Below are 23,343 nucleotides of genomic sequence, written 5' to 3'. Positions count from 1 at the left end.
CGCGCAGAGGGCTGGGGCGGCCGGATCCGGTGCGCCTCAGGCACCGTCGGGGGGATCCGCCGCTCCGCTGCCGTTTCCGCGCCCGACCGCGCAGCCCCGGGGCGCGCGGCGCCCGGACCGGGTCACTCCGGGCCTCGGCCCCTCCTCCGCCATCGACCGCACCGAGCCGGCGCCGCCGCCAAACGCGCCGATGTCCTCCGGCACCCAGGATTCGCTGCTCAGTGCCGCGCTCGAAGTCTATTGGGACAATCCCGGCCTCGCTTTGGCGGCACCGATCTTCGACACGCTCGTCCGGGCTCAGGCGGAGACCGCAGTGGATGCCGGCGCGCTGCGGATGCAGATGCTGGAGGATCTGCGGACCTTCGAAGCGCAGGCCATCGGACGCGGACTGTCGCACAACCATACGCGGCTCATTCTCTATGCGCTCGCGGCGACGGCGGACGACTGCATCCTCCACACGGCGTGGGGACGCGAAAGCGATTGGTCGTCGAAGACGCTGATCTCGGCCTTGTTCCAGGAAACTTGGGGCGGCGAGCGCTTCTTTGCCCTGCTTCAGCAGATGATGGCCGGTCCCCACGCGGTGGTGCGGGAGATCGAGTTTTTCTATTATTGCCTGCTGTTCGGCTTCGAGGGCAAATACCGCCTCGCGTCCAACGGCTCACGCGAGCTCGTTCGGCTGAAAGAGGAAATCTACCAATTCCTCCGCAGCGTGAAGGGCGGCGTCAAGCGGGAGATGGCGCCGAGCTGGCGGGGTCTTTCCGCCGAGGGAAGCGGCCCGCGCGACATGCGCCTCCTGCTGATCGGCGCCGCCGCGGGCTGTTTCGTTCTCGTCCTCGCTTTCTCCGCTTATTATGTCATCCTGCGGCGCGAAGCCGCTCTCGCCGCGGCGCAGGTGCAGAACCTCACCGCCGAACCCATCCTGGCCCCGCGCCCCCCACCGCCGCCGCCGCCCGAACCCGTTCGCGTCGTTCCGCAGGCCACGCGCCCTGCCGCCGAGCCGGTCAAGCCACAACAGACGCCGTTTCAGGCGATTTCGGCGTTCCTCGAGCCCGAGCAGAAGGCGGGGCAGCTCGCCGTGCTCGATCAGAACGGCAATGTGGTGATCCGCACCACGATGGAACTGTTCGCCTCCGCCAGCACCACGCTGCGCCCACCTTACGACCAGGTGACGCGCAAGGTCGGCGAGGCGCTGGCAAAATATCCCGGACCGGTGAAGGTGTTCGGCTATACCGACAATCTGCCGATCCGCACGGCCACCTTCCCCAACAATCTGGTCCTCTCGGCGGCCCGCGCCAGTGCGGTCGCAAAAATTCTCGAGGACGTGATGGGCACCAAGGGGCGCGTCACGGCCGAGGGCCGTGGGGATGCGGATCCGATCGCCGACAATGCGACCCCGGAAGGGCGGCAACAGAACCGCCGGGTCGAAATCGTCCTCACCCCGCAATAGACCGCTTGGAACCGAACGGCAGATGATGACGAAGTTCACAGGCTGGGCCTTCTGGCGCTGGGTCGTCCTGGCGGCCGTGACGCTTGTCTTCATTCTTCTGATCTGGTTCGTCGGACCGCGCATCGCCATCGGCGGCATCGCCCCGCTGGCCTCCCATACGCCGCGCCTCCTCGCCTGTCTGATCGTGCTGCTGCTCGCCGCGATGTTTGCCCTCGCCTGGCTGTTGCGGACCCCGAATGCGAATGGCGGCACGCGGGAGCGGCAGGTCGCGCTCACGTCCTCGGTGACGGCGGAAACGCAACAGATCTCGAAGGCGCAGCGCGACACGATGGAGCGCGGCTTCCATCTGGCGATGGCGGTGCTCCGGCGCGTGCGCCCGCCGGGCCTCTTCAACCGCACGTATCGCTACGCTCTCCCCTGGTACGGCGTGATCGGCCACGAACAGGCCGGCAAGAGCACTTTCATTCATTCCTCGGACCTTCGCTTCCCGCTCAACGAAGGGCGCGACGGGCGGATCGCGGCGGGGCCGCTCGGCTTTTCCTTCACCGACCGCGCCGTGCTCATCGAAACGCGCGGTCCGCTGGTGCCGCAAACCGAGCTCAACACCTGGAGCGTGTTCGCCGCCTTGCTGAAACGCCATCGCGCGCGGGAGCCGATCAACGGGCTGATCCTCGTCCTGTCTCTGCCCGATGTGATGCGCGCGAGCGAGGTGGAGCGCTTTTCTTTCCATGCCGATCTGCGCGACCAGTTGGAGGTGTTTCAGCGGGTCCTGAAATTGCGCGTTCCGGTCTATGTGGTGTTCACGAAAGCCGACGAGATTCCCGGCTTCCGCCAGTTCTGCTCCGATCTGACCCTGAGCGAACGGCGCGGCGTGTTCGGCATCACCCTGCCGCTTTACGACGAACACGGCATCACAACCAAGGGCAAGCCGCTCAGCGCCACCTTCGCGACCGAGTACGACCATTTCATCCAGTGGCAGCTGCCGCGGGTGATCGGACAGATGAAGCAGGCCTTCTCGGTGGAGGAGCGCTTCGACTGCTTCATGTTCCTGCCGCACCTCGCGACTCTGAAGGCGATGATCAACGACCTCATTGAGGACGTGTTCAAGCCGACCAGCTTCGAGCGGCCGCTCCTGTTGCGGGGGATCTATTTCACCAGCGCGATCCCCACCGCCAACCGAGCTTCGAACGAATTGCTGCCGGCGCCCGGCGCCGAGACCGCCGCGGATGGGCGGCGCATGGGCTTCTTCATCCACGATTTGCTCGACAAGGTGATTTTCAAGGAATCGGGCCTCGTCGAAGCCGACCACGTGACCCGACGGCGCGAAGCCTTGCTGAAATGGGGCGCGATCGGGCTCGGCGGAATCGCTGCCACCGCTCTGCTGGTGTGGTGGACGCTCAGCTTCCTCGGCAACACCTATCTGATCACCGACCTGCAGAGCGCCACGCTGCGGGCGCAAGACGCCATCCAGACGCTGGAAGCGAGCCCCGCCTCAAAATCCCCCACCGACACGGACATGGCGGTGATCCTGCCGACGCTGAACGCGCTGGAAGCGCTGCCGACGGGCTGGTCCGACCGCCACAAGGAGGTCCCGCTGCGCCTGGGCGGCGGCCTCTCGCAGGATACGTTGCTCTCGTCTGCGACGATCGGCGAATACAAGGACGCCCTCCAGACCCTTCTTCAGCCCCGGATGCAGTTGGTGCTGCAGAACGAAATCGCCGGCAGCATGGACAAGCCGACCAATCTCTATCCGGCCTTGAAGGTCTATCTCATGCTGGGCGGCGCCGGACCGATGGATCAGACTGCGGTCAAGAGCTGGATGAGCCATTATTTCGGCCTGGCTTATCCGGGTCCTTCGCAGGCGGCCCTTCGCACCTCCCTCATGCGCCACGTCGACAATCTTCTCGACGCCGACCTGAAGCCGATCGAGATCGATGCGCCGCTGGTGGCCGAAGCCCGCAATGCGCTCAACGCTTACACCCCCGCAAATCGCGGCATGACCGTGCTGCAGCAGATGACCGAAGTGCGGAATCTGCCGCCCTGGCGGCTCACCGAGATCGCCGGCCCGCTCGCGCCCTATGCGCTGGCGCGCCGGTCCGGCCGTCCGCTCTCCGAGCCGATCGACGGCATGTATACCTCCGCGGCATTTTTCTCGACCATTCTGCCGGCGATCTCGAAGGTCGCGGAAGATTTGGTGGGCGAAGACTGGGTGCGGTTCCCGACCAGTCCGACAACACCTCGGACAGCGCGCGTGACACAATTGCGTCGCGACATCACAGATCTCTATCTCAACGATTATATCGTCGCCTGGCAGAATCTGATCAGCGACGTGACGATCGCTACATTCGCAAATCTTCAGGAAGAGCTCGCCGTCCTCCAAGCCCTGATCGGCCCCCCCTCGCCCTTGTCGACCTATCTCCAGGCGGCCGCGAAGGAGACGATGTTGGCTCCCCCGGCCCCGCCCGCCGAACTCGGCAAAGCGGACGTGCTGCAGCCCGAACTCGCTGCGGTGCTCGCCCGTTCGCGCGCGCTGGGGGACTCCGTGACGGTGCATTTCTCGGATCTGCACCGCTTCGTCACCGGCTCGCCCAGTCCACTCGACGAGGTGCTGAAATCGCTCGGGCAACTGCGCGCCCTGATCGGCCCTGCCGCGAGTTCGGGCGGCGAAGGCGCGGCCCAGGTGACCGAATTGTCCACCGGGCCGGCTTACGGACAGGTGCTCAGCCAGCTCAAGCTCAACACCCTCACTGCGCCGCCGGCCCTGACCGCCTCGATCCTCGCTTTGGTGCATCAGACCTCATCCATCACGGATCAAGGCGTGCGCGCCGACCTCGATGCGAACTGGAAGACGCAGATCTATCCATTCTGCCTGAGCGCCATAAACGGCCGTTACCCCTTCGCCAATTCCCCCAACGAAGCGACGCTCGCCGATTTCGCCCGGATGTTCGCCCCCGACGGTCTGATGGACGCCTTCTTCACCAAGCACCTCAAGCCGTTCGTAGACACGCTCACCTCGCCCTGGAAGCCTTTGGCCAATGCCGGCGCGCGGCCGAACATCACACCGCAGGCGCTCGGCTATTTCGAACAGGCGGCGAAGATCCGAACCTATTTCTTCGCCGGAGGATCCACCGCGCCGCTCTTCACGTTCGGCGTCACCCCGCTCGAACTCGATCCCGGCGCCGCCAGGGTGCGCCTGACGATCGATGGCCAGTCCCTGACCTATCAATACGGACCGCAAGAGACGGCGCAGATGAAATGGCCCGGCGCGCCGAGCGGCGTTCGGATCGAGTTCGGCGCGGCGACCATGGAACAGCCGGTCGCTCAGAGCTTCACCGGCCCCTGGGCCCTGTTCCGCTTCCTTGCCGCGCAGAACGTCCAGCGCCAGACCGCCAACCGCTTCAATCTCGTCGTCAATGTGGGTCCGCGCTCGGCCACCTTCGTTCTCGATGCCGCGAGCGTCGACAACCCGTTCCTACGCTCACCGCTCCCCGGTTTTCGATGCCTGCCCTCACTGATGCCCTGAGCGCCTCTGTTCGGGCGAGACTCGCCGGCGGATGCGCCCGCCCCATTGTCACATTTGCGTTTTTGACTGATCGTATCAAAGACTTCGCGGTAGTGACCAAGCTCGGTCTCGACGCGCCCCGGACCGATCGCTCCGGCCGCTCAGAGGGAACCGCGTTAAGTGCTATCGTCGGGTCGAACTTCCTGGCGGACCATGGCCATCCAACACACATTCGATCCTGACGCGCTGCTCGCAGCGATCTCAGACACGGCACCGTGCGGCACGGACCCACGGGCCGACACATCGACGTCCTCGCCGTTCCTCCGAATGAAGGATGCGCGCGCCAATGCCCGGCGCAAGGAGCGGGTCCTGGATGTCGATCCGGATTCTCCACTCGCGACCGAGGATTGGAGCGAGGTCGCCGAGACGGGTTTCGAAATCTTATCCCAGGTCGGCAAGGACCTCGAAGTCGCGGCCTGGCTGATCGAGGCCCTGGTTCGGGTCGACGGCTTCGCTGGGCTGTGTACCGGACTGGTGGTCGCCAGGGGATTGGTGGCGAACTTCTGGGACGCGATCTATCCTCTCCCCGACGAGGACGGCAACGAGCCGCGGCTCGCCCCCTTCATCGCCCTAAACGGCGCGAACAACGACGGAACGCTCGTTCAACCGCTGCGGAAAATCCCGCTCCTCGGCGCCGAACCGATCGGCCTCTGGCAATATGAGCAGGCCGTCGAGGTCAGTCAGATCAGCGATGCCGCCAAGCGTGACGCCCGGATCGCAGCTGGCGCTCTCAAGCTCGAGGATTTTCAGGCCGCGGTCCAGGGGACCCCGGCCGGCTTCTTCAAGACTCTGGTTCAGGAGATCGAAGAGGCGCTGGTCGCTGTCGGCGCTCTGTCGGACGCCTTTTCCGAGCGCGTCGGGATCGACGCCCCACCTGCCGGCGCGATCCGCAACCTTCTGACCACGACGCTCGACGCCGTGAGGGTCTTCGCGGAGACCAAGCTCCAACAGGCCGCCGATGCCCAGGCGACTGCCGACCTCGCCGCGCCTCCCGATGGCGAGACAGCTGCCTCCGCGGAAGACGTCGAGAATGACCCGGGTGCCTCGTCCAGTTCTCAGGTACCATCCGGAAGGCCCCGCAACCGCAACCAGGCCCTGCAACAATTGCTTCTTCTCGCCGCCTACTTCCGGGAGACGGAGCCGAATTCACCGATTTCCTACACCTTGGAGGAAGCGGTGCGGCGCTGTCGCATGCCGCTAAACGAGTTGCTGGAAGAATTAATCGTGGACACCGACGCCCGAAGATACTTTTATCTGGCGGCTGGATTGCGCCTGCCCGCGCACGATGAGGGCGAATCCTCTTGACCATGCCGCACATGGACCGGTGCTCACGCACAACTGTCATTTTCGTCCGCTACAAGGCAACCATCGGAAGGGGGGCTTGTCTAAATGGCCAGCATTCATGAGAAGTTGAACCGGGTGCGCAAGCCCCGCGTTCACATTACCTACGACGTCGAGACCGAAGGCGCCGTGGTTCAGAAGGAACTCCCCTTCGTCGTCGGCGTGCTCGGCGATTTTTCGGGCGATCCCAGCGAGCCCCTGAAGCCGCTCAACGACCGCAAGTTCATCCAGATCGACCGGGACAATTTCAACCAGGTCCTGGCGCGGATGACACCCGGCCTGAAGATGAAGGTCGACAACACGCTCGCCGACGACGGCAGCCAAATGTCGGTCGAGCTCGCTTTCAAGTCGCTCGACGATTTCGATCCGGCCGCCGTCGTGGCCCGCGTCGAGCCGCTGCGCAAGCTGATGGAAGTACGCAACCAGCTCCGCGACCTGCTCTCCAAGGCCGACCGGTCGGAAAATCTCGAAAGCCTCCTCGAACAGATTCTGTCCAACGAAGAGCAGCTCAAGAGCCTGAGCGAACAGCTCGGCGTTTCCAAAGAAAATACGGAGGCCTGATCCATGAGTGCCGCCGAAGCCCAGGGCGAAGCCGCATCGGCTGCCGCCACAGAAGCCGCGGAACTGTCGTTCCTCGATCAGGCGATCGCTGCAACCAAGCAGACCGATCCCGACCGTACCGCCGAACTCCTGCGCACCCTTACAAAGGAAGCGCTGTCCGGCACGGTGACCTATTCGAAGAATCTCGCGCAGACCATCAACAACGCCATCGTCGCGATCGATGCGAAGATGTCGACCCAGTTGAACGCGATCATGCACCATCCCGACTTCCAGAAGCTGGAAGGCACGTGGCGCGGTCTGAACTACCTGGTGATGAATTCGGAGACGGGCAGCAGCCTCAAGATCCGGATGCTGAACTGCACCAAGCGCGAGCTCTATAAGAGCCTGACCAAGGCGTCGGAGTTCGACCAGAGCACGATCTTCAAGAAGATCTACGAGTCGGAATTCGGCAGCCCCGGCGGCGAGCCTTATGGCGCACTGATCGGCGACTACGAATTCTCGAACCATCCCGAGGACATCGAGCTGCTGACGCAGATGTCGAGCGTGGCGGCCGCGGCCTTCGCGCCTTTCGTCACGGCGGCCAGCCCGAAAATGTTCGGCTTCGACGAGTTCACTGAACTCTCCAAGCCCCGCGACCTCGAGAAGATCTTCGACTCGATCGAGTACGCCAAGTGGCGCAGCTTCCGTGAGTCGGACGATTCCCGCTTCGTCACGCTCACCATGCCGCGCACTCTCGCACGACTGCCCTACGGCGAAGCCACCAAGTCGGTGGAAGAGTTCGACTATGAGGAAGGGCCTTTGGTCGACGGTGCCCCGCGCGCAATGGGTCACGAAGAATATTGCTGGATGAATTCGTCCTACGTGCTCGGCGTTCGTCTCACCGATGCCTTTGCCCAGCACGGCTGGTGCACCGCGATCCGTGGCGCCGAGGGCGGCGGCAAAGTGGAAAACCTCCCCAGCCACGTCTTCGTCTCCGACGACGGCGACAGCGACCAGCAGTGCCCGACCGAGATCGGCATCACGGACCGTCGCGAAGCAGAGCTCTCCAAACTCGGCTTCCTGCCGCTCTGCCACTATAAGAGCACTGATTATGCGGTGTTCTTCGGCGCCCAGACCACGCAGAAGCCGAAGAAGTACGATCGGCCGGAAGCCACCGCAAACGCGGCGATTTCCGCCCGCCTGCCGTACATCATGGCGACCTCGCGTTTCGCCCATTATCTGAAGATCATGGGACGCGACAAGGTCGGTGCCTTCATGGAGGCGAGCGACTGCGAGGCGTGGCTGAACCGCTGGATCATCAATTACGTCAACGGCAATCCGGATGCCGGCCAGGACATGAAGGCCAAGTATCCGCTCGCCGAGGCCAAGGTCGAGGTTCGCGAGATCCCCGGCAAGCCGGGTTCCTACAACGCGGTGGCGTGGCTGCGGCCCTGGCTCCAGATGGAAGAACTGACGACATCGCTGCGGATGGTCGCGCGCATCCCGACCGCGTCCTGATCGCTCTCCGTCGCCCTGACGCGACCAGATGGCAGGCCTCGCCCTCACAACCACCCGGCCCCCGAAGCTCCGCTTCGGCGCCGGGTGGCGCAAGACCGAGGAAGCCGAAACGGCGGCGCCTTTGCCGCTGCGACGCATCGCGGCCGATATCGCGCTCGGCCGACGGCCGGACGAGCGTCTGACCACCTTTCTTCGAACCAAGGACATAGCCGTCGCGCTGCGCGACTGGTTCGGTTCGGACATTTCCGGCCTCAAAGACAGCAACGCGTTGCTCGGGGCCATTGAACGCGACATCGCTTTTTTGGACGAGATGCTGACCGTCCAACTCAATGCGGTTCTTCACAATCGTAAATTTCAGCGGCTCGAAGCCTCCTGGCGCGGGATGGCCTATCTGTGCGATTGCGCTGCCCAGGCCCCTTCCGTCTTGGTCCGCGCGCTCAATATCTCCTGGCACGAGATGGCCACGGATTTCGAGCGGGCTCTCGATTTCGATCAGAGCCATCTTTTCCAAAAGGTGTACAGCAACGAGTTCGGCATGCCGGGCGGAGTGCCGTTCGGTGTTCTGCTTTGCGACTACGAAGTCCGGCACAGGCTGACGCCGCACCATCCCGTTGACGATGTCGCCACGCTGATCGGCTTGTCCGGGGTGGCGGCGGCGGCATTCGCGCCGGCGATCCTGGGAGTCTCCCCCAAGCTTCTCGGCATCGACAGTTTCCGCGATCTCGCCTACGTCACCTCACTTTCGGGCCTGTTCCGCAGCGAGGAATATGCCCGCTACAACCGCCTGAGAAGCACCGCGGATTCCCGCTTTCTCGGCCTCGTCTTGCCGCGCGTTCTGATGCGGGCACCTTATTCGGCCGATGGGATGCATGGCCTGCCCTTCCGCTATCGGGAGGATCTGCGCGGCCTGGCACACGAGGACCATTGTTGGGGCAGCGCTGTCTATGCGTTCGGCGAGGTCCTTGTCCGGGGGTTTCAGGCGCATGGGTGGTTTGCCGACATCTGCGGCACCCGCCGTGACGAAATCGATCATGGGCTGGTGACACGCCTCTCGGCCCCGAGCGCGGAGACCGACGCGCCAGGCCTGGTCGCACGCTTTGCCAGCGAGTTGGCGATCCCAAAGAACGTCGAATACGACCTGTGGCGGCTCGGACTGATCACGCTCGGCGTGTGCAAAGACACGTCCTATCTCGCTTTCGATACCAGCGTCTCGGTGCAGGCCGTAGCGACCTATCAAAGCGCCATCGCCACGATGAATGCGCGGATCTCCTCGATGCTGCGCTACATTCTATGCGTCTCGCGTATCGCGCATTATGTGAAAGTGCGCATCCGCGACCGCGTCGGTGCCTATGTGACCGAGGAGGCGTGTGAACGCGACCTGCAGAGCTGGCTGCACGGTTATTGCCTCGGCAATGACGACGCCAGCGCCGAGATGAAGGCGCGCTTCCCCCTGCGCGAGGCGACCGCCGAAGTGCGCGCCATTCCGGGTCGGCCCGGAAGCTTTTCATGCGTGCTGCACCTGCGCCCGCATTTCCAGATCGACCAGATCTTCACCACCTTCAAACTCGTGACCGACCTCTCTTTGGTCACGGCCCGCAGTGCCACCCCCAACCGCTAGGACGAGGCCATGTCCGCCGCAGCCTTACATCTGTTTGAAGAGGGACGTCTGCGCGACGCCATCGCGGCCATGAGCGAGGCCGTCAAGGCCATGCCCACGGACACGCAGCGCCGCAGCCAGCTTGCCGAGTTCCTCTGTGTCGCCGGCGAACTCGAGCGCGCCGAGCGCCAGTTCGAAGCGATCGCCGAGCAGGACCCCACCACTGCACTCCAGGTTGCTTCGCTGCGCCAATTGGTGCGCGCCGACATGGCGCGCCGGCAGGTCTGGACCGAAGGCCGAGCGCCCGAACTGCTGGCCCCGCCGCCGGAGCATGTCGCACTGCGCCTCGAAGCCCTGATGCATCTGCGCGAGGGCCGTCCGCAGGAGGCCGGCGGCTGCCTCGCCAAGGCCGAGATTGCCCGCCCTGCGCTCAGCGGCAAGAGCGATGACGTTCCCTTCACCGATTTTCGCGACCTCGACGATTTGATGGGCGGCATCCTGGAAGTGATGACGACGACCGGGAAATATTACTGGGTCCCGATGGAGCAGGTGGACGAAATCGAGTTCTCGACCCGTGCGCGGGCGCTCGACGGCGCCTGGCGCACGGCCCAGATCAGCGTGCGGGGCGGGCCCGACGGCGAGGTCGTCATCCCGGCCATTTATCCGCCGATCGAAGTGCCGGCCCCGGACCCCATCCTGCTCGGGCGCGAGACCAACTGGGTCGAAGTGGCGCCCGATTGCATCCGCGGCGAGGGTTTGCGCTGCTTTCTCGTCGGCGAGGAAAGCGTATCGATCCGCCAGCTTCATAAGATCGAGTTCGACGCGCAATGAATGACGGACCCGCCGTCGGCCTCTCCCTCATCGACCGCCTCTTCGGCGACGAGGCCCCCTCGCTTGCGCGGGTGCGGGCCGGGTTGAAGCGCGACCTCGAGGATCTTCTTAACACCCGCGAACGCGTCAAGAGTTGGCCGGCCGTTCTCGGCGAGTTGGAGAGGTCTCTGTTCAGCTACGGCATCGTCGATCTCGCCACCGCCAATTTTTCAACCGAGGAGCGTCGCGCGGCCGTGGTGGAGGAGATCGGCGCGACGATCCGGCGGCTCGAACCCCGACTGACACGCATGAACATTGCCGCCCTTCAGAATGCGGATCCTTCCGATCGCTCTCTGCGGATCCGTATCGAGGCGCAGATCATCATTGATTCCGAATCCGAGCCGGTCCAGTTCAATACGATCATCGATCCGATCGCCGGAGCCGTCGCGCTGACGGATCAATCCTGATGGACGACCTGCTTCCCTACTACAATCGGGAACTCCTCTATCTGCGTCAGATGGGGCAGGAGTTCGCCGAGCGCCATCCGCGTATTGCGGGCCATCTCCGGCTGAGCGGCGATGCGATCGACGATCCCCACGTGTCCCGGCTGATCGAAGGTGTCGCGTTCCTCAACGCCCGAGTGGAGCGGCGGCTGGACGACGAGTTCCCCGAGCTGGTCGACACCCTGCTCGAAGTCCTCTACCCGCATTACCTCGCGCCGATACCGGCCATGGCGACGGTTCAGTTCAAGCCCAAGCCGGAAGTGACCGTCCCCCAGCTCATCCCGGCCGACACCGAACTCGATTCAGAACCGGTCGGGGGCGAGAGCTGTCGGTTCAGGACCCGCTATCCCGTCACGCTCTGGCCGATCGCCGTGAGCGATGCGGGTCTGAAGGGCCGCCCGATTGCGGCCCCGCCCAATCCGCGCGGAATGGGCGCCCATTCCTGTCTGCGGCTCGCGGTGCGCTGCACCGCCCCGGACCTCACCTTCGCCGAATTGCAACCGGAGCATCTGCGCATCTTTCTGCGCGGCCAGGCATCCCAGGCCTACGGTCTGCACGAATTGATCTTCAACCACACGGTCTCGATCGCGCTGGCGGATTCGCCCTCCGATCCGAACCCGGTGATCCTGCCGCCCGAAGCGGTGCGCCCGGTCGGATTTGCGCCGGACGAGAACATGTTGCCATTCGCGCCCCAGTCGCAGCCGGCTTACCGGACATTGACGGAATTCTTCGCCTTCCCCGACAAGTTTCTTTATTTCGACATCGATCTCAGCGCCAAGGTCCTGCGCGACGCCGGGCCGGAATTGTATGTTTTCTTCTATTTCAACAAGAGCGATGCGGCTCTCGAGCGGAGCATCTCGAAGGAGATGTTCGCACTCGGCTGCACGCCGATTGTCAACCTGTTCCGCCAGCGCGCCGAGCCCATCCTCGCCGCACAGAACCGTCTGGAGTACCGGGTTATCCCGGATGTGCGGCGGCAGGAGGCGCTGGAGGTCCATTCGCTGCTTTCCGTCACCGCCACCAATGCCGACGGCGAACAGCGCTCCATTCAACCCTTTTATTCGCGTTCGAACCTCGCCGACCGGCGCGCCCGTGTCGCCTATTGGAGCCTGGCGCGACGCCAAACGCAGAACCGGATTCCGGGCACCGAGACGTATCTGTCTTTTTCCGATCTTGATCCGACATTCTCAAACGCGGATCTCGTGGTCTCCACCGATGCGCTCTGCCTCAACCGCGACCTACCGGCGAAGCTGCCATATGGCGGCGGGCATCCGATCCTATCGCCGGTGCGCGGAATTCCGGCTGACGACATCCTCTGCATTTCGCCGCTGACGCCGACCGTGCGGCTGCCAGGCGGCAGCGGGCGAAATTGGCGGCTCGTCTCGCACTTACTCCTCAATCATCTGTCTCTCACGGGCGAGCAGGGGCTCGACGCGCTGAAGGAAATCCTCCAGCTCTACGATTTCCGAGACTCGCCCGAATCCAAGCGGATGATCCTCGGCCTGACCGGCCTGAAGGCGAAACGCGGAACCGCCCGCGCCCCGCGCCGACCGGGCGATGTCGCCTGGGGCGATGCGATCTGCCGCGGCATCGACATAGGTCTGGAGTTCGATCCGGCTTATTTCAGCGGCAGCAGCATGTTTCTCTTCGCCATGGTCCTCGACCAATTCTTCGGTCTCCAGGCCTCCATCAATTCCTTCACCCGGCTGACCGCCAGCGTGAAGGGGCAACCGGGAACGCTTCGCACATGGCCGGCTCGGGCGGGATTTCGTCCTCTCCTCTGATCCGCGCTCTGCTCGATGCGCCGGAGAGCTTCGACCTGGTCCAGGCGATCCGGGTGTTGGAAGGCGTTCAGAGGGCGGTGCTCCATCAGGCGGACGAGGAGTTTATGGATTCCGGCGCGAGCGAATTGCGCGTCGGACTCAGTTCCGCGCGTTTCCTCAGCGACGCCAATCTAAAATATCCGCCGTCCGCCATCACAGCGGCCAGCCAGCGCGGCGACGGGCCGGTCCAACTGACGGTGTCTCTGTTCGGGCTGCTCGGCCCCATGGGCGTGCTGCCCTATGCTTACACCGAGCATGCAATCGAGGCGCACCATAACAATAACGAGGCCCTGCGCGCCTTTTTCGACATCTTTCAGCACCGCGCGGTGACCTTATTCTACCGCGCCTCGTCGAAGTACCGGATCGCCATTTCACGCGAGCAGCACGACCCGGGCCCGGGCGGCAAACCTGACGCCTTCACGACCGCGCTGCGGGGCCTGACCGGGCTCGCCTTGCCCGCCACCATGAACCGTCTCGCTTTCCCCGATTCGGCGGTGCTGCACCATGCCGGCCTGTTCAGCGGACAGACCCGCAGCCTGACCGCGCTGGAAGATCTGCTCACCAGCGAACTCAAGCAGGCGGTCGAGGTTGTGCCCTTCGTCGGAGAGTGGGTTCAGGTCCCCGACGATGAGCAGACGCGGCTCGGCGGCATCTACGCTGGCCGCCATGCGCAGCTCGGTGCCAGCGCCATGGCCGGGGCACGCTGCTGGGTGGCGCAACAGCATTTCCGCATCAATATCGGCCCCGTCGAGGAACCGAGCCTGCGCGCCCTCTTGCCGGACCAGCCGCTCGCGAACCTCATCGCCGACATCGTCCATCTCTTCTGCGGCATCGAGTTCGGCTTCGACGTCAATGTCGTCGTCAAGGCGCACGCGGTCCCGCCCGCTCGGCTCGCATCGAGCCCTGAGGATACGGACGGCGCCCGGCTCGGCCAAATGGCTTGGTTGCTCAGCGCGCCGAGCCCGGTCGACCGGGCCGATGCGATCTATTCCGTCGACAGGCTTTCCTGACCGGTTCGACCATCAAAAGGACAGTGACCATGAGCGAGTGGGCGTCGGGCTATGTCAGCGATGTCGAGTACCTGCCGGGGCTGTACCTGGAGCAAGCGCCCGCGCACGTCGTGCTCACATGCCTTCTGAACGGGGTCGAGCCGCCGGCCGATGGGGAAGATTTCGCCTATTGCGAACTCGGTTGCGGCCAAGGCGTCACCGCGAACATCATCGCCGCCAGCAATCCAGGCGCCCAGGTGGTCGCGCTCGATTTCAATCCGGCACATATCGCCCGGGCCCGTGCGGCGGCGCGGGAGGCAGGGATTGAAAACGTCGCCTTCCACGAACTCAGCTTCGAGGAGGCCGAGGCGCGCGCGGACTTTCCGCAGTTCGACATGGTCACCATGCATGGCGTCTGGAGCTGGATCTCCGACGCTGGCCGCGCACAGATCGTGCGTTTCCTCGCGCGTCATCTCAAACCCGGTGGAACTGTCTCCGTCACCTATAATGCCATGCCGGGCTGGACGGCACTTCTGCCGATCCAGCGGCTGCTCATGGAGCATGCGCAGCTCGGCCAAGGCCGGAGCGACGAGCGTGTCCTCCAGAGCCTCGAATTTGTGGAGTTTCTGCAGAAGACCGGTTCCGGTGTTCTGGGGGACGAGGCGCTTCTCAACCGAATCCGCGACGGCAACGGCAAGTCCGCCGACCAGGATCGGGCCGTATATCTCGCCCACGAATATCTCAACACCGACTGGCGGCCGCTCTATCATATCGACACCGCCCGCCTGCTGGCGGACGCCAAAATGAGCTTTGTCGGATCCAGCGCGCTGCTCGAGAATTTCCCCGACCTCGCTTTGCGCCCGCAGCAGCGGGAGGCTTTGACCCGGGTGCCTCCCGGATCGCTGCGCGAGACGCTGAAGGACTATTTCGTGCCACGCGCCTTCCGGCGCGACGTTTTCGTCCGCGGCTTCCGCAGGATGCCCGACGCGATTCGCGATCAGCGGCTCGCCGAATTCGCTCTCGCCATGATCGCGCCGCGCGACGAGGCCAAGACCACCGTCGAGGTTCCGGCGGGAACCGCAGAGCTGCCGAAGCACTTTTACGCGCCGATGCTGGACGCCCTTGCAGCCGGTCCCCAGACCCTGGCTGATCTGCATGCGATCGCCCGCGCGAGCAAGTTCGAGGGCGCGCCGTCGATGGTCGAAATCGCCGGCCTCCTGATCGGTTCGGGCCAATGCGTGCCGGTGCCGCCGGGACGGATCGCGGCGGTGTCGCCGGAGGCGCTGGCCTTCAACATCGCGGCCACGCGCGAGGTCGCCGAACAGCGCGCCGGCAGCGCCGCGATTGCTCTGCCCCTCACCTCTTCGGGCATGGCGCTGCGCACCATGGAAGCCTCGACCTTCCACGCACTTGCCTGCGGCGTGCCGCACACCGTCGGAGCGGTGACCGAATGGATGTTGGAGCGCATCCGCAAAGCCGGTGTTCCGCTGCGCCAGGACGGGCATATCATTTCCGATCTGGACGGCCAGCGGGCCTTGGTGCGCGACAGCGTCGAATGGTGCTTCGCCCACCGTGTCGGTTTATGGACCGCCCTCGGCGCACTCCCCGCCTGAACCGCCACGCATTTGCGCGCGCCGCCGATTATGCCCGGCCGCCGCGCATGGTGCAGCGCAGCGTTGACAGATCCCGCCGGCGTCCACACAGTGAAGGAATTCCAAGGGGAGCCCTGCGAGGGGGCTGAGAGATCGCCTTCCGGTTTGGTCGTCATGACCTCCGGCGCCGCGATGACCCTTTGAACCTGATCCGGGTCATGCCGGCGAAGGGATCGGAACAGCCTCAGCCCTTTTGCGGGTGCTATGGCGCCAACCGTCTCCTGTCGCTCATCCCGGATCTCATTTGGAGCGAAAGCTTAAAGGAGATCCGCATGCTCGACGAAACGTCGACTTCGTCCCTGAAGGTCACGACCGGCCCCCTGCCCCACTCGCGCAAGGTCCTCGTCCCGTCAGCCCAACCCGGCATCCAGGTGGCGATGCGGGAAATCGTCCTTACGGATAAGACCGAGCGCCCGGTGCGCGTTTACGACACGTCCGGTCCCTATACCGATGAGAACGCACTGATCGATCTCACCAGGGGGCTGCCGGAACTGCGGCGGCAATGGGTGGTGGAACGCGGCGACGTTGAAGAGGTCGAAGGCCGCGCCCAGAAGCCCGAGGATGATGGCCTGAAGGCCGGCCAGGTGAGCCACCTGCCGGCGTTCGACCGCACCGGCCGGAAGCCGCTGAAGGCCAAGGCCGGACGGCGTCCGACGCAGATGGCCTATGCCCGCGCCGGCATCGTGACGCCCGAGATGGAATATGTCGCGGCGCGCGAAAACCTCGCCCGCGCCAATGGCGGGGCTCATCCGAACCATCAGGCGATGAGCCTCGGCGCGTCGATCCCAGTCGATGTCACAGGCGAGTTCGTGCGCCAGGAAGTGGCGCGCGGCCGCGCCATCATCCCGAACAATATCAACCATCTCGAAACCGAGCCGATGGCGATCGGCCGGAACTTCCTGGTCAAGATCAATGCCAATATCGGCAATTCGGCCGTGACTTCGGGCGTCGCAGAAGAGGTCGACAAGCTGGTATGGGCCACCCGCTGGGGCGGCGACACGGTGATGGACCTGTCGACGGGCAAGAACATCCACACCATCCGCGAATGGATCATCCGCAACTCGCCCGTCCCCATCGGCACCGTGCCGATCTATCAGGCGCTGGAAAAGGTCAATGGCGTCGCCGAAGACCTCACCTGGGAGGTGTTCCGCGACACGGTCATTGAGCAGGCCGAGCAGGGCGTGGACTATATGACGGTCCATGCCGGGGTGCGCCTGCCCTACATTCCGCTCACCGCGAACCGGGTTACCGGCATCGTCTCGCGCGGCGGCTCAATCATGGCGAAATGGTGCCTCGCCCACCACAAGGAGAGCTTCCTCTACGAGCATTTCGAGGAGCTGTGCGAGATCTTCGCCCAGTATGACGTCGCCTTCTCGCTCGGCGACGGCCTGCGTCCCGGGTCGATCGCCGACGCCAACGACGCCGCGCAGTTCGCCGAGCTCGAAACGCTTGGCGAACTGACCGAAATCGCCTGGAAGTATGATTGCCAGGTCATGATCGAGGGTCCGGGCCATGTGCCTTTGCACCTGATCCGCGAGAACGTCGAAAAGCAGCTGAAGATCTGCCACGAGGCGCCGTTCTACACCCTCGGCCCGCTGGTGACCGACATCTCCCCCGGCTACGATCATATCTCCTCCGCCATCGGCGCGGCGATGATCGGCTGGTTCGGCACCGCCATGCTCTGTTACGTGACGCCGAAGGAGCATCTCGGGCTGCCCAATCGAGACGATGTGAAAGCGGGGGTGATTTCCTACAAGATCGCCGCGCATGCGGCGGATCTCGCCAAGGGGCATCCGGCCGCTCGAATTCGGGACGACGCGCTCTCCCGGGCCCGCTTCAGCTTCCGCTGGCGCGACCAGTTCGCCCTCTCGCTGGACCCGGAGACCGCGGAACAGTTCCACGACGAGACCCTGCCGGCGGAGGGCGCCAAAGTGGCGCATTTCTGCTCCATGTGCGGGCCGAAATTCTGCTCCATGAAGATCAGCCAGGAGCTGAAGATCGAAGCCGGCGACATTGCCAAGGCGGCGGCGGGGATGGACGAGATGTCACGTAAGTTCCGCGACGGCGGAAGCGAGATCTACCGTCCCGCCGACGACGTCGCCCCGCCGCCTTCGGCCTGACGAAACCGGGCCGGCTTTCGGTTCACCGCATCCCCATGTCCGGCCTGGCGCAGGACATGGGGAGAGCCGGCCCGCCTGCAGGCGGAAAACGTGCGGCCGGGGCTCCATTCCGGAACCCGATCGGGGCCGGGCCGAGTGCATGCGCTCCGCCAATGGCGCCACCGGACAGGTCGGTCAGCGCTGCGCGGCCTTAAGCCATTGCTCAAGATATTGCAGGGCAGCGGCACGTTCGTCCGGAGTGGCGTCGGAGAAGGCGTCCTCGTAGAGGTCCACCACCCATTTGTCCCCCGGTCCGGCGGCGGAATCGCGTGCCAAGGTCAGCCACATCAAGCCCCGTGCCGGCTGACGGCTGATGCCGTCGTCGCCGCGGAACAGCATGTGCCCGAGCTGCGCCTGGGCCTCGTACTGCCCCTTCTGGGAAGAGAGGAACAGCCACCGCGCCGCCTGACGGGGATCACGCTTCACGCCCGCGCCATCGAGATAGAGCTTGGCCAAGCGGTACTGCGCATCCGGATCCCCGAAATAGGACGCGGCGTAGAAATACATGTCGCGCGCGCGCACTGGGTCGCGCCGTACCGCGGAGTTCGGAATGCCGGCGAGGTAATAACCACCCAGCGCCACGAAGGCGCTCGCCGCGAAGCGCGCTTGGGCCGTGCCGGGATAGTCCTCGGCATGCATGTTGGCGATCTTGCTGAAATATTCGAAGGCCTTGATGTCGTCGCGCTTAACGCCGTCGCCATCGGCATACATCCGCCCGAGCTTCCATTGCGCAGCCGGATGCCCTTGGTCGGCGGCATAGCGCAGTGCGTCGACACCCTTCGCGGTCTGACCGGAGCGCAGCGCCTGCGCACCGGAGCGGAACGCCTCGTCCACCGGCCGCATCGGCGGCGCGAGCGGCACGTTTGCGGGCGGGGTCAAGGGCGGACCGTAATTGTCGTCGCTCGATTGCGCATTGCCGTCGAAGGCGGCGGCAGGGCCGCACAAGCCGGCGCCCAGCATCAAAGCCAGCACCGCCCCGACGAACACGGTTCGGCAGCCGATCCTCGGCGCACGCGTCTGCGCGCCGGGACGGTGCAGGGTCGATTGAGAGCGTCCTGTCACAAGCATGATCGACCGACGATGCCATCCCCTGCGGGCGAGATCGCGGCCACCGCAAGGCCGAGCCAAGGTTTCTCCTTGGCGCCCGTCCGGCTTCCGCACCGTGTCCGCAGTTCTGCGCCCACCCATTGAACCACCCCGGCGTGGCACGCTCCGGAATATGTCCGGGACAGCGGAAACGCCACGCTCCGCCTTCTCGTCTCGGCGGGTTTTGTGGCGGGATCGCGGCGTTTGTGACGGCGAGGTCGCCGTGGAACCGTGTTGGTGCAAAGGTGTTGCGCGCCCGACACAGAACACGCCGCGTCATCGCGAGGATCGGGCTTGACCGACGCCTAAGGCCGGTCAACATGCGTGCCGGGACCCAGGCCTGAAGCGGAGGGGACATGCGGACCGGACGCGTCGGCGAAGTGTTCACCGCCTTCCTCTGGCTTGGTTTGGTCTCGTTTGGCGGGCCGATCGCACATCTCGGCTATTTCCGCGAAACATTCGTGGTGCGCCGCCGCTGGCTCAGCGAGGCGGACTATGCCGACCTCGTGGCACTGTGCCAGTTCCTTCCCGGGCCGGCCTCCAGCCAAGTCGGATTCGCACTGGGTATCCTGCGCGCCGGCGGGGTCGGCGGCGGCATTGCAGCATTTTTCGGCTTCACCCTGCCGTCCGCGCTTCTGTTGGCGGGATTCGGACTCGCTGCCGCGCAGATCGCCGGACCGGCAGCCGAGGCGCTCCTGCACGGGCTCAAGCTGGTCGCGGTCGCCGTGGTCGCACAGGCGGTCTGGGGCATGGCGCGCAGCCTTGCTCCGGATCGATTTCGCGCCGGGATCGCGTTCCTTGCCTTTGCCATTTCACTGCTGGCGGGCGGTCCATTTGCGCAGGTGCTCGCGATCGCATTCGGTGCCGTAGCAAACCTCGCCTTCGACAGGACGGCCCCCACCCCGCCCACCGGCCGGCTTGAGGTGCCTATTGCGCGCCGCGCCGGCATCATCGCGCTCGTCCTTGCATTGGGCCTGCTCCTCGCCATCGGCGGGCTTGCAACGGCGGGCGTCTCTCCGGCGCGCTTTCTCGACGCCTTCTACCGCTCGGGCGCGCTGGTGTTCGGCGGCGGCCATGTGGTTCTGCCGCTGCTGGAGGCCGCCACGGTCGCGCCAGGCTGGGTCACGCCGGACGACTTCCTCGCAGGCTATGGCCTCGCCCAGGCGGTCCCAGGACCGCTCTTCACCTTCGCCGCTTATCTCGGTGCCCTGGTAGGTGGTTTGGGCGGGGCGGCGGCAGCCCTCTTTGCGATCTTCCTCCCGGGTCTGCTTCTGGTCTACGGGACCCTGCCCTTCTGGGACAGGCTGCGCAGCGACCGCCGCACCCAGGCCGGCATGCGCGGCGCCAATGCGGCGGTGGTCGGCGTGCTGGGTGCCGCATTCTACGACCCGGTCTTCACCAGCGCCGTCCTGACCCCCTGGGATGCCGTGCTGGCGCTCGGCGGCTTCCTCCTCGTCACGATCGGCAACATGCCGGCTTGGAGCGCAGTCCTGCTGCTCCCCCTCGCCAGCCTGCTGGTTCGCTGATCACCCCGCGGAAAGCTGGCGGATCGCGCTGCGCACCTTGTCCTTGCGGGCAAGGTAATCCTCCCGCTTCTCCCGCTCGGCCTCGACCACCTCTTCCGGTGCGCGGGCGACGAAGGTGTCGTTCGAGAGCTTGGCATCGATGCGTGCGACCTCCTGATCGAGCTTCGCTTCCTCCTTGCGCAGCCGCACGAGTTCGGCGGCGAGGTCGATCACGCCCTCCAGCGGCAAAGCGGCGATCTCGGAGCGCACCACCATCTGGACCGAGCCGACGGGCACAGCATCGGCGAGACCAATCTCCGACAGGCGCGCGAGCCGACGCAGCGCATCGTCCCACGCCGCGGCACGAGCGCGGGTCTCGGCGCTCGCGCCGACGAGGACGAGGGGGACCTGCGCGCCAGCGGGGACGTTCATCTCGGCGCGCACCGAGCGAATCTCGGTCACGAGATCGACCACCCACCCAACCTCCGCCTCGGCGTCGGGCGCTTCGAGGCCCGACAGATCGGGCCATGGGGCGAGCGTGAGAAGTCCCGCGCGGGCCGGGCCGGTCTCACCCGTCCGCGCCCACAATTCCTCGGTCAGGAACGGCATGAAGGGGTGAAGCAGCTTCAGCGCTACGTCGAGCACGAAGGCGGTGGAGGCCCGGGTCTCGTCCTTCGCAGGACCGTCCGGTCCCGAGAGAACCGGCTTGGCGAGTTCCAGGTGCCAGTCGCAGAACACGTTCCACAAGAAGCGGTAAACCGCCCCGGCCGCCTCGTTGAAGCGATAGGCCTCGAGCGCCGCCTCGACCTCCTGGGCGGCACGTGCGGCCTCGCCGATGATCCACCGGTTGAGCGTCCCGTCCACCTTGGACGGTTCGAAACCTTCGATGCGGACGCAGCCGTTCATCTGGGCGAACCGGGCCGCGTTCCAGAGCTTGGTCGCGAAATTGCGGTAGCCCTCGACCCGCGAGGTGGCGAGCTTGATGTCCCGACCCTGGGCGGCCATGGCGGCGAGCGTAAAGCGCAGCGCGTCCGCACCATATTGGTCGATCAGGTCCAGAGGGTTGATCACATTGCCCTTGGACTTCGACATCTTCGCCCCCTTCTCGTCGCGGACGAGGGCGTGGATGTAGACGTCGCGGAACGGCACGTCGGGCATGAAATGCAGGCCGAACATCATCATTCGGGCGACCCAGAAGAAGATGATGTCGAAACCCGTGACCAGGACCGATGTCGGATAATATTTTGCGAGTTCCGGCGTCTCGTCGGGCCATCCCAGGGTCGAGAACGGCCAGAGGGCGGACGAAAACCAGGTGTCGAGCACGTCCTCGTCGCGGGTCAGGAAGCCCTCGCGCCGCGCGGCGTCGTCGATCAAAACCTGCGCCTCGTCGGGCGAAAGCGTCTCGTTGCCGACATTGTGCGCGAGCGCCTGTTCGAAGGCCTCGTCCGCATCATTGGCGACGAAGACATTGCCGTAGGGATCATACCAAGCGGGAATTTGGTGACCCCACCAAAGCTGGCGGGACACGCACCAGGGCTGGATATTCTCCAACCAGTCGAAATAGGTCTTTTCCCAATTCTTGGGCACGAAATTGGTGCGCCCCTCGCGCACCGCGGCGAGCGCGGGCTGAGCGAGGGTCTTCGCATCGACATACCATTGGTCGGTGAGCCAGGGCTCGATCACGACTCCCGAGCGATCGCCGTGCGGCACCATGTGCGTGTGCGGCTCAATCTGCTCCAGAAGCTCGAGACCGGTCAGGAGGTCGACGATGTGCTTGCGCGCCGCAAACCTATCCATGCCCGCCAGAAGTGACAGCACGCCCCCGAAATCGGGATCGTCGAGATAGGCGTCGCGCCGGTCGGCATAATCGTCGCGAATGGCTGCCGGATCGATCCGCGCCTCGGCATCCAGCACATTGATCATCGGCAGATGGTGCCGCCGACCCACTTCGAAATCGTTGAAATCATGCGCCGGCGTGATCTTGACCGCGCCGGTGCCCTTTTCAGGATCGGAATATTCGTCGGCGACGATCGGAATACGGCGGCCCAACAAGGGCAGCACCACATGCTTTCCGACCAGATCGCGATAGCGCTCATCCTCCGGATGCACAGCCACAGCGGTGTCGCCGAGCATGGTTTCCGGCCGAGTGGTTGCGACGACGATGAAGCGGCCCGGCTCGCCTTCCACGGGATAGCGGAGGTGCCAGAGATGGCCCTTCATCTCGACGGGCTGGACTTCGAGGTCCGAGATCGCCGTCAGCAGCTTCGGGTCCCAATTGACCAGACGCTTATCCTTGTAGATCAAACCATCGCGATAGAGCTGGACGAACACCTTCACGACCGCGCGCGAGAGGCCCTCGTCCATGGTGAAACGCTCGCGGGACCAGTCGCAGGAGGCACCGAGCCGCTTGAGCTGGCCGACGATCGTGCCGCCGGATTCTTCCTTCCACGCCCAGACCCGCTCCAAAAAGGCGACGCGGCCCATCTCGCGGCGTCCGGGCTCCCGGCGCTCCAGCAACTGGCGCTCGACCACCATTTGGGTCGCGATGCCGGCATGGTCCATGCCGGGCTGCCACAGCACATCCTTGCCGCGCATCCGTTCGAAGCGCGCCAGCACGTCCTGAAGCGTGTTGTTCAGCGCGTGACCCATATGCAGCGAACCGGTGACGTTCGGCGGCGGGATCACAATCGAGAAGCCGGGCGCCGCCTCCCGCCCCGAACGGGCACACCGGAACGCCTGCGCCTCTTCCCAGGCGGCGGTGATGCGCGCCTCGACGGCCGCGGGTTCGAACACCTTGTCGATCATGCAAAA

The 23,343-nt window shown here is 65.0% G+C and carries 15 protein-coding genes and 1 riboswitch; of the genes, 13 read left to right on the top strand and 2 right to left on the bottom strand.

Features of this window, described 5'->3' with window-relative positions:
* Positions 1–190: 190 nt before the first annotated feature.
* The 12 genes from tssL to thiC all read left to right on the top strand — a co-directional run bounded on the left by tssL (position 191) and on the right by thiC (position 17,902).
* Positions 191–1,447: a type VI secretion system protein TssL, long form gene (tssL, locus tag EDC64_RS18485; RefSeq protein ID WP_132034114.1), complete on the top strand. Its 1,257-nt coding sequence runs from the start codon at positions 191–193 to the stop codon at positions 1,445–1,447.
* A gap of 22 nt (positions 1,448–1,469) precedes the next feature.
* Complete coding sequence (gene tssM / locus EDC64_RS18480; RefSeq protein ID WP_165933814.1) at positions 1,470–4,970, top strand: type VI secretion system membrane subunit TssM; 3,501 nt, start codon at positions 1,470–1,472, stop codon at positions 4,968–4,970.
* A gap of 192 nt (positions 4,971–5,162) precedes the next feature.
* Positions 5,163–6,314 (top strand): type VI secretion system protein TssA, encoded by a 1,152-nt coding sequence (gene tssA, locus EDC64_RS18475; protein WP_132034110.1) that lies wholly within the window; start codon positions 5,163–5,165, stop codon positions 6,312–6,314.
* Positions 6,315–6,398: 84 nt separating this feature from the next.
* Positions 6,399–6,911, top strand: a complete 513-nt coding sequence (gene tssB / locus EDC64_RS18470) for a type VI secretion system contractile sheath small subunit (RefSeq protein WP_132034108.1) — start codon at positions 6,399–6,401, stop codon at positions 6,909–6,911.
* Positions 6,912–6,914: 3 nt separating this feature from the next.
* Complete coding sequence (tssC, locus tag EDC64_RS18465) at positions 6,915–8,408, top strand: type VI secretion system contractile sheath large subunit (protein WP_132034106.1); 1,494 nt, start codon at positions 6,915–6,917, stop codon at positions 8,406–8,408.
* 28 nt (positions 8,409–8,436) lie between these two features.
* Positions 8,437–10,026, top strand: a complete 1,590-nt coding sequence (tssC, locus tag EDC64_RS18460; RefSeq protein ID WP_132034104.1) for a type VI secretion system contractile sheath large subunit — start codon at positions 8,437–8,439, stop codon at positions 10,024–10,026.
* Positions 10,027–10,035: 9 nt separating this feature from the next.
* Positions 10,036–10,836, top strand: a complete 801-nt coding sequence (locus EDC64_RS18455) for a type VI secretion system accessory protein TagJ (RefSeq protein WP_132034101.1) — start codon at positions 10,036–10,038, stop codon at positions 10,834–10,836.
* Complete coding sequence (gene tssE / locus EDC64_RS18450) at positions 10,833–11,282, top strand: type VI secretion system baseplate subunit TssE (RefSeq protein WP_132034099.1); 450 nt, start codon at positions 10,833–10,835, stop codon at positions 11,280–11,282. The genes EDC64_RS18455 and tssE overlap by 4 nt, the downstream gene beginning before the upstream one ends.
* On the top strand, positions 11,282–13,102 hold the full coding sequence (tssF, locus tag EDC64_RS18445) for a type VI secretion system baseplate subunit TssF (RefSeq protein WP_207916129.1): 1,821 nt from the start codon (positions 11,282–11,284) through the stop codon (positions 13,100–13,102). The genes tssE and tssF overlap by 1 nt, the downstream gene beginning before the upstream one ends.
* Positions 13,066–14,151: a type VI secretion system baseplate subunit TssG gene (tssG, locus tag EDC64_RS18440; RefSeq protein WP_132034095.1), complete on the top strand. Its 1,086-nt coding sequence runs from the start codon at positions 13,066–13,068 to the stop codon at positions 14,149–14,151. The genes tssF and tssG overlap by 37 nt, the downstream gene beginning before the upstream one ends.
* 29 nt (positions 14,152–14,180) lie before the next feature.
* Positions 14,181–15,743, top strand: a complete 1,563-nt coding sequence (locus EDC64_RS18435; RefSeq protein WP_132034093.1) for a class I SAM-dependent methyltransferase — start codon at positions 14,181–14,183, stop codon at positions 15,741–15,743.
* 94 nt (positions 15,744–15,837) lie between these two features.
* Positions 15,838–15,973: riboswitch (TPP riboswitch) on the top strand.
* A gap of 81 nt (positions 15,974–16,054) precedes the next feature.
* A complete protein-coding gene (gene thiC / locus EDC64_RS18430) occupies positions 16,055–17,902 on the top strand; it encodes a phosphomethylpyrimidine synthase ThiC (RefSeq protein WP_132034091.1) in 1,848 nt (615 codons plus the stop codon).
* Positions 17,903–18,076: 174 nt separating this feature from the next.
* Here the strand turns inward: thiC and EDC64_RS18425 are convergent, their stop codons facing one another.
* A complete protein-coding gene (locus tag EDC64_RS18425) occupies positions 18,077–18,901 on the bottom strand; it encodes a tetratricopeptide repeat protein (RefSeq protein ID WP_132034182.1) in 825 nt (274 codons plus the stop codon).
* Positions 18,902–19,383: 482 nt separating this feature from the next.
* Here EDC64_RS18425 and chrA point away from each other — a divergent pair, with 482 nt between their 5' ends.
* Positions 19,384–20,553 carry a chromate efflux transporter gene (gene chrA / locus EDC64_RS18420; protein ID WP_132034089.1) on the top strand — a complete coding sequence of 390 codons (1,170 nt, stop codon included), beginning with the start codon at positions 19,384–19,386 and terminating at the stop codon, positions 20,551–20,553.
* Here the strand turns inward: chrA and EDC64_RS18415 are convergent, their stop codons facing one another.
* A complete protein-coding gene (locus tag EDC64_RS18415) occupies positions 20,554–23,337 on the bottom strand; it encodes a valine--tRNA ligase (protein ID WP_132034087.1) in 2,784 nt (927 codons plus the stop codon).
* Positions 23,338–23,343 lie beyond the last annotated feature (6 nt).

This window comes from Aquabacter spiritensis (genome assembly GCF_004346185.1).
GTDB classification, from domain to species: Bacteria; Pseudomonadota; Alphaproteobacteria; order Rhizobiales; family Xanthobacteraceae; genus Aquabacter; species Aquabacter spiritensis.
Note: the sequence above shows the minus strand (reverse complement) of the source record. Positions and strands in the feature narration are given on the sequence as shown.

Excerpts from the sequence above, each read along its gene's own strand:
- tssM (WP_165933814.1), top strand. The coding sequence starts at position 1,470 with ATGATGACGAAGTTCACAGGCTGGGCCTTCTGGCGCTGGGTCGTCCTG.
- EDC64_RS18455 (WP_132034101.1), top strand. The coding sequence starts at position 10,036 with ATGTCCGCCGCAGCCTTACATCTGTTTGAAGAGGGACGTCTGCGCGAC.
- tssF (WP_207916129.1), top strand. The coding sequence starts at position 11,282 with ATGGACGACCTGCTTCCCTACTACAATCGGGAACTCCTCTATCTGCGT.
- tssA (WP_132034110.1), top strand. The coding sequence starts at position 5,163 with ATGGCCATCCAACACACATTCGATCCTGACGCGCTGCTCGCAGCGATC.
- tssL (WP_132034114.1), top strand. The coding sequence starts at position 191 with ATGTCCTCCGGCACCCAGGATTCGCTGCTCAGTGCCGCGCTCGAAGTC.
- tssC (WP_132034104.1), top strand. The coding sequence starts at position 8,437 with ATGGCAGGCCTCGCCCTCACAACCACCCGGCCCCCGAAGCTCCGCTTC.
- tssB (WP_132034108.1), top strand. The coding sequence starts at position 6,399 with ATGGCCAGCATTCATGAGAAGTTGAACCGGGTGCGCAAGCCCCGCGTT.
- EDC64_RS18435 (WP_132034093.1), top strand. The coding sequence starts at position 14,181 with ATGAGCGAGTGGGCGTCGGGCTATGTCAGCGATGTCGAGTACCTGCCG.
- chrA (WP_132034089.1), top strand. The coding sequence starts at position 19,384 with ATGCGGACCGGACGCGTCGGCGAAGTGTTCACCGCCTTCCTCTGGCTT.
- tssG (WP_132034095.1), top strand. The coding sequence starts at position 13,066 with ATGGCCGGCTCGGGCGGGATTTCGTCCTCTCCTCTGATCCGCGCTCTG.
- EDC64_RS18415 (WP_132034087.1), bottom strand. The coding sequence starts at position 23,337 with ATGATCGACAAGGTGTTCGAACCCGCGGCCGTCGAGGCGCGCATCACC.
- tssE (WP_132034099.1), top strand. The coding sequence starts at position 10,833 with ATGAATGACGGACCCGCCGTCGGCCTCTCCCTCATCGACCGCCTCTTC.
- thiC (WP_132034091.1), top strand. The coding sequence starts at position 16,055 with ATGCTCGACGAAACGTCGACTTCGTCCCTGAAGGTCACGACCGGCCCC.
- EDC64_RS18425 (WP_132034182.1), bottom strand. The coding sequence starts at position 18,901 with ATGCTGGGCGCCGGCTTGTGCGGCCCTGCCGCCGCCTTCGACGGCAAT.
- tssC (WP_132034106.1), top strand. The coding sequence starts at position 6,915 with ATGAGTGCCGCCGAAGCCCAGGGCGAAGCCGCATCGGCTGCCGCCACA.